We start from the raw sequence: 6,771 nt of genomic DNA on the forward strand, positions 1-6,771 counted from the left end.
CGTCCTGAAAAGGACGGCCTTTTTTCATGTCTGCGTTCCGAAACGACGCCATCGCACAGCCTTTTTGCGCTCGTTCTCGCAACAAGACCCATGCCAGCGCGAAGCCGGCAGGCTCAGCGCAGCGCCATGAGCAGCGGCACGATGACGGGCACAAGCAGCGTAAGACTCATGCCGGAAAACAGGGCCAGCACGGCGCAGCGCTCTCCGCTTACCTGTGCAATGACGGGCAGACAGGTATCCATGGCCGCCGCTCCTCCCGCAAGCACGGGACCGAGCCGACCCGTGAATCGCACAATGAGCGGAGGAAGCAGCAAGGCCAGCGCCTCATGGATCATGTTGGAAAGAAGCGCCACGGAGCCCAGCGCCGGATCGCCCAGACTGGTGATGATGACCGTGGCCAGACTGTAGTAGCCGAATCCCGCCCCCACGGCCAGCGCTTCCGGCAGCGAAAGCGTGGAAAAGCAGGAAAGCACGAGCCAGGCCAGAGCGCTGCCGCAGAGCGTGCCCGCCACCACGCCGAGCGGAATGAGCAGAATCCGGTACCGAAGCTCCCGAATGATGCCGAGCGCCTTCAGGTCGAAGCCCACGGTCATGCCGGCAAGCACGAGCAGAAGATAAAGAACCCACACCGCAGCCTCGCCCGCCAGACTTCCCACAGACAGAATGCGCAGCGTGCCGATGATCACGCCGGTCACAAAAAAGGCCAGGGCCACGAAGGAGCCGCGGCTTCCGCCCCGCTCTCCAGCGGCAGCACCGCCCTTGCCCGGCGCGTATTCCAAAAAGACGTGCCGTCCGAGCATTCTTGCCACCAGAAAGCAGCCCGCCACGGAAAAGGAACTGATGAGCACGGCGTACAGCCCGAGACTTTTGAGCTGTCCGAGCAGCGCGTCGTCAAGCCCGAGCGCCAGCCCGAGCAGAAAGAGCATGACGCGTACGGTCCAGGCAAGGGCCTCGTTCACCCGCGTCACTACGGCGGCGTTGCGGCGCAACACCCATCCTGCGGGAATTCCGCCCGCAATGAGTCCCATTTCCAGAAGCATTCTTTTCCTCGACGATATGCGGCCGGAACTCTCCGACCTCTAGTATTGCACGGGCCTCCGTGCCTGTTGCCCGGAAGCGCAACGGCGCCGTGCGCCGATGATTGGATCTGCAAAGACGGAGCCAGGATGAAGCGCAGGGGCATGCACCGGGAACAAAAGCCCGCCGTCACTCGGCCAACGGGACTTTTCCGCGGAAAGAACATCCTTTTCAGCGTCTCCCCGAAGTTTTCCGAACGATGGCCTCCGCGCGGAGCCGCACGGCCCTGGGCGCTGCTACTTCTCGCGGACCCGGCGATACCGCATCCAGACCACGCCGCCTTCAAGTCGCTGCACGTCTTCAAGTCGAAAATTTCTCATCACGCCGCCGTCGAACAGGCTCTCGTCTCCGTCGGCTGCGGTGACGGGCATGACCACGAGACTCAGCTCATCGACGAGATCCGCGCGGAGGAACGCCCCGTTGAGCACGCTCCCCCCTTCCAGGAGCAGCCTGCGTATGCCGAAGATTTCCCGCAGCTTGCGCAGCGCAAGCGCCATGTCCATGTCGTCCTTGCCAGCAAACACGCAGGACACGCCTCTGTCATGCAGATACGCCAGACAGGGCTGAGGAACGCTCTCGCACAGAACCTCCACGACGTGCGCTCCGTCGTAGCCCGGATCTTCGTCCGCAATGTGCGACGACTTCCACCCCAGACTGCCGTGACGGTCAAAGGACACGGCAAAAAAGGAGGCGTTCTCGTCGGCCACATGATCCATGGGCGGAATGACTATTCCGGCAAAGCGGGACAGATCGGGATGGAATCCCGAAGTAAAGCTTTCTTCCATGGTCACGCGTCCGCAGGCGAAGGCACTCGCTCCGTATTCCCTGTGGATGCGGTAATACGCCTTCGTCGCCGCTTCGCACTGCGGCAGGCGCAGAAAGTCTCCCGTCACCCTGCCGTCCAGAGACACGGACATATGGCAGACGACATGAGGCCTGTCCTGAATTTTCGCGTTTTCCAGCATAGGATTCCTCCACGGATGTTCCCGGAAGCGTGGCGCCGGGGGAAAGGATTGCCCATGGAAAAAAATCCCTTGTGCGGCCATGGTGCAACATTGTTCCGACGGAACGGACGTTCCGCCGACGAGGCGTCATTCTACCGGAAAGGCCAAAAAATGCCAGAGGAGGAACGCCATGAAAAAAGGCTCCCGCCCGAAGAGGGGAGGGAGCCTTCACGATGTCGAGTCGGGACAGGTTTAGAACCGGTAGCCCAGGGTCACGCCGAAGTTGTGGGCGTAGCTGTTGTGAGCCCTGCCCTCATAGGTGGCGATGATGGGAGTGGTTCCCTGCACGCTGCTTCTGTTGCTGTAGTTGATGTCGCGCACGTCGATGTACATGTAGGCAAGATCGAGCGTCCAGTTCTCATACTTGAAGCCCGCGCCGAGGGTGTAGTAGTTGCGGCCGTTGGAAGGAACGAGATAGTCGTAGCAGTTGGAATCCTTGAGCGGAGACGTCTCGTAGGTGAAGCCCGCGCGAAGGGTCAGCCAGTCGAGGGGAGCATATTCCACGCCGAAGGTGAAGGCCCAGGTGTCGCGCCAGTTCTTCTGCTCGAAGAACTGCGGAGTGACGGGACTGTGCATGTTGATGGTGAGGTTGCGGTAGCGACTCCACACGGTATAGGCCACGTCGCCTTCAAAGCTCAGATTGGGCAGGGGCTTGTACATGACGCCGAGGGTGATGACGTCGGGAATGGAAAGCTTGCCGTCGGCGTTGCAGGTCTGCATGACGGGCTTCATCATGGCGCCCACGACCATCTGATCGCCAGAGAAGCGGAAACGGGTCTGACCGTTGAAGGTCATGTCCTCGCTGGCGCGGTAGGTAAGACCGGCGCTCCACTGATCGTTGAAACGGGCGTGCAGGCCGAAGTTGTAGCCGAAGGCATAGCCGCTTTCGGAATGGATGCGCGCGTCGGCCTGACCTGCGCCGAGTCCCATGTAGCCGCCCATGTTCAGATTATACTGCTCATTCAGGCTGAGATAGCCCCAGGTGTAGCTCACGCCGGCGCTCACGGAGAACACGTCGTTGATCTTGTAGGCTATGTTGGGATTGATGGTGCTCGAAAGCAGCGTGACGGACTTGATGCCGCCGGCAAGCATGGGCATGGTGTCGGGAGTATTGACGGAACGGGCCGTCCAGTTGTCCGGGAACTGAGAACCGAGACCGTAGCGGGTGAAGGCGCCTATGCCGAACCACCAGTTGTCGTTGAGCTGATGGGTCACGTAAAAATGAGGAATGGGCCATACCTGATTGGAGGTGGACACCGTTCTGCCGGTATCGACGCGGCTGATGTCGAAATTCAGCGCGGAAACGGCAAGGCCCATCTGCGTGGCAGTACCGGGAATCTGCGTGATGCCCGCAGGGTTGTAGGCTATGGCGGAAGGATCGTCGGCACGGGCCACCATGCCGCCGCCGGCGCCGCCGCCGAGGGCCATGCCTCGGGCGCTCCATTCGGTAATGGCGAAGCCTTCGGCCTTCGCACCGGAAACGGAACCGGCCACAAGCCCGAAGGAAAGAAGGGCGGCGGCGACAAATCTGACCTGACTGCGCGCGGCACAGGAGACCCGGCGCATCACATTGAGAGATACGTTCATGAATTCCTCTGAATGGGATAGATAGGATTTGCCCGGCTGACGCCGGAAAAGAGCATCATCTTCCACAAAGGACGCAAAAGGCCCTCCGCAACCGGCCTCTCTTCCGGTATCGGAAAATAATACGTCGACTTATGGGTATACTGCTTTGTAAAAAAAATAAACCTTTATTTTATGGTAGATTACTCATTATTTCATCAAAAAGCTGATGGAACGACTTTTTCTCCATCGCTCCGCTGCGCATGGTCCTGAGGAAAAATTCCCGCAACTTCCTGTGCGACGGGCTTTTTTCAAGAACAGAGCGTCTCTCGGCCGATACCGGGAAAAAACGCGCGCCCGGTTCGTCGCAAGCTGACGACGAAGGACGCGCATAAAAAATTTTTAACGAAGCGGCGATGCCTGCACGCATCGCCCGCTCAGACGGCACGAATCCAGATGAAGCTTCCCTGACGTCCGTCCTCGCTGCCCTTCTGCCGGAAATGCCTGTAGGAGAAGAACAGCTGCGCGTTGTCGAAGGTACAAAGATCGATGCCGAGAATGCGACCGGGCGCAAGGCCTGCGGTTTCGAGCTGATGGCGCGCCAGCATCCACAGATCCACGGTCCGGCGTTCGCTGTCGTACCACGGCAGGAAGTCCGGCCCCCACTCGCTGTCGAAGTTCACGAATTCCGATGCCGCCGGCCCGAGACTCGGACCGCGCACGGCCCAGAGCTCACGAGGCTCAAGACGGTAGTGCTCGCAGAACTGTTCCACAGCGACGCGCGGATACTCCTGCCGGTTGCCTCTCCATCCGGAATGCAAGGCCATGACGTAGCGGCCGGACTCGTGGGCCACAAGAATGGGCTGACAGTCCGCGGTCTTTATCATGAGCGCAAGTCCGGAACGGGACGAGGCCATGCCGTCGGCCTGTTCGGAGGGCGTCTGTCCGGGGTTCTGTCCCTCGGGCTCGAAAATCGTGCGTACGCCGTGCACCTGATGCACCTCGGCAAAGGCCTGCACGCCGAGCAGCGCTGGAATGGAAGCACGTCTTGCCTCAGACGAGCTTCCCTCCCCGCGGGAAAGGGAAACGCTGCCGAAGCCGCGCATGGAAAAGGCGCAGCCCACGCCGGGAACGCCCGGAAACTGAAAGGGAAGCATGGTCAGAGACAAAGAAGTTCCTCCTCGGTGCATACGGCCCCGACGGGCCGGTCCCACGAGTCGCGGGGAAGACGATCCTGCAGAAGCCCGTGAAAGGTGAGTCCCACGCTTGTGCAGCGGGCTTCGGAAAGCATCCTGTCATAGTAGCCGCCGCCGTAGCCCAGCCTGTAGCCTTCCCGATCGAAAGCCAGCGCCGGCACGATGATGAGCGTTTTCTCTCCGCCCGTAAGCTCCGCTGCGGAAAGCAGGCGGGAATTTGCCTTCCTTTCCGGCTCGGGAATGCCGAAGGCCGACACTTCCAGCGCTTGCGGTCCCAAGCAGGCGATCATGTCCATGGTTCCCGGCTCATCCCTGCGGCAGCGCGGCAGAAACACCGTCTTGCCCTCGCTCCAGGCCGCGCGAAGCAGAAGAGACGTGTCCGCCTCTCCCTTCACGGCGACATAAAGCGTCACCACAAGGCTTTTCCGCCAGAACGTGCTTTCAAGAAGTCGCTTCTGCATTCGTCGGGAACGTTCCGCGCCTGCCGGACCGGAGGAAAGTTCCCCGCGTCTTTTTCTCAAAAAGACGCGCAGTTCCTTCTTGTTCATGCCGGAAATGTTCATAGGCAGCCCTTCCGCTCTTTAAAGAAAAGCGCAACATATTAATATGCCAGATAAAATCATGCCGTCCGCGGCGCGTCCGGCATTTTCATAGATTTGCCCTCCTCTCCCCCTTTGTCAAACGAAAAAAAATAGTCTATATTGCCCTGCAGCAGAAACGTTCTGCGGATATTTTCATCCGCTCCAGCGGAAAAGGATTTTCCCTACAATGCCAAGCCCCGTTCCGGAATCAGCTCCGTACATTCCGAGCTGCGGCTCTTTGTCGACGCGCCTTGCGCGCTTTGCCGACTTTGCGGACGCTGAAGACCGGACCGAATCCGGGCGTCTCTGGATCGTGCTCGGCGACATCCACGGTTGCATCCGCCGTGTCAGGGATATACCGGAACTGGAACAGGCGGCCGGAGTCATCATCACCGGCGATCTGACCACGCTGGGAGGCGTCGCCGCTGCCCGCACGGTGATTGAGGCATTTCAGGCCGTCAATCCCGTCATCCTTGCCCAGATAGGCAACATGGACCGGGCCGAAGTCAACGACTGGCTCGAGGAGCGCGGCATCAACCTGCATCGCAGCGTGCGGGAGCTGAGCCCGGATCTCGCCCTTCTCGGGGTGGGAGGCTCCACGTTCAGTCCCTTTGGAACGCCATCGGAGTTCCCAGAGGCACGTTTTTCGGAATGGCTGGAGGATCTGGCCCGCCGCGCCGGCAGTTACCGGGATATGGTGCTGGCCGCCCACAATCCTCCGTACAACACTGTTTGCGACCGTATCGACGGCGGCGGCCATGTCGGCTCCACCGCCATACGGGATTTCATAGAGGAATATCAGCCCGCCGTCTGCCTGTGCGGGCACATCCACGAATCAGCAGGAATACAGCGCGTAGGGCGCACGATCGTCGCCAATCCAGGTGCCTTTTCCGCCGGATGCTACGCCTTGCTCACGCTTGCGCGCTCCGGCATAAAAGTCGCCCTGCGGCGCCTGGAAAGCTGATGTCGCATCACCATTTTTGAGGATCACATGAGTCAGAATCCCGTTCTTACCGAAGAGAACACCGAAGAAATCAAGGCGGCAAAACCCCGCCGCACCAGAAAGGCCGCCGCAACGGACGTGCCTGCCGAAGAAAAGAAAACCGTCCGCCGGACCCGCAAGAAGGCCGACGCACAGGAGCCTTCCGCAGAAGGAGAAACGGAAGAAAAAAAGCCCCGCCGACGCACGACGAAAAAAGCGGCCGAGGCCGCAACCGACGCCGGAGAGAACGAAAATTCCGGGCAGCAGAGCACGCCGCGCAAAACGCGCACGCGCCGGACTCCCCGGAAGAACACGCCGGAAGCTGAAGCGCCAGCCGAGCAGAGCGCCCAAAACACCTCCGAGGAGGA

The 6,771-nt window shown here is 60.4% G+C and carries 7 protein-coding genes; 2 read left to right on the forward strand and 5 right to left on the reverse strand.

The window, feature by feature from the left end:
* Nucleotides 1–113 precede the first annotated feature (113 nt).
* From QZZ60_RS09855 to QZZ60_RS09875, 5 genes are all read right to left on the reverse strand, one after another.
* Nucleotides 114–1,040: a lysine exporter LysO family protein gene (locus QZZ60_RS09855; RefSeq protein WP_295640972.1), complete on the reverse strand. Its 927-nt coding sequence runs from the start codon at nt 1,038–1,040 to the stop codon at nt 114–116.
* Nucleotides 1,041–1,313: 273 nt separating this feature from the next.
* A complete protein-coding gene (locus QZZ60_RS09860; protein WP_295640974.1) occupies nt 1,314–2,042 on the reverse strand; it encodes a dihydrofolate reductase family protein in 729 nt (242 codons plus the stop codon).
* Nucleotides 2,043–2,273: 231 nt separating this feature from the next.
* Complete coding sequence (locus QZZ60_RS09865; RefSeq protein ID WP_295640976.1) at nt 2,274–3,668, reverse strand: OmpP1/FadL family transporter; 1,395 nt, start codon at nt 3,666–3,668, stop codon at nt 2,274–2,276.
* Nucleotides 3,669–4,081: 413 nt separating this feature from the next.
* On the reverse strand, nt 4,082–4,813 hold the full coding sequence (locus tag QZZ60_RS09870; protein WP_295640978.1) for a polyphenol oxidase family protein: 732 nt from the start codon (nt 4,811–4,813) through the stop codon (nt 4,082–4,084).
* A complete protein-coding gene (locus tag QZZ60_RS09875) occupies nt 4,804–5,403 on the reverse strand; it encodes a 5-formyltetrahydrofolate cyclo-ligase (protein ID WP_295640980.1) in 600 nt (199 codons plus the stop codon). The genes QZZ60_RS09870 and QZZ60_RS09875 overlap by 10 nt, the downstream gene beginning before the upstream one ends.
* Nucleotides 5,404–5,608: 205 nt before the next feature.
* Between QZZ60_RS09875 and QZZ60_RS09880 the strand changes: the two genes are divergently transcribed.
* Together QZZ60_RS09880 and QZZ60_RS09885 are read left to right on the forward strand one after the other, a co-directional pair.
* Nucleotides 5,609–6,385, forward strand: coding sequence for a metallophosphoesterase (locus QZZ60_RS09880; protein WP_295640982.1), 777 nt, complete (start codon nt 5,609–5,611; stop codon nt 6,383–6,385).
* A 27-nt stretch (nt 6,386–6,412) separates the two neighbouring features.
* Nucleotides 6,413–6,771, forward strand: a 359-nt coding sequence (locus QZZ60_RS09885) for a hypothetical protein (RefSeq protein ID WP_295640984.1), incomplete at its 3' end; no start/stop codon positions are given.

It is taken from the genome of uncultured Mailhella sp. (genome assembly GCF_905187505.1).
In the GTDB taxonomy this organism is placed as follows: Bacteria; Desulfobacterota; Desulfovibrionia; order Desulfovibrionales; family Desulfovibrionaceae; genus Mailhella.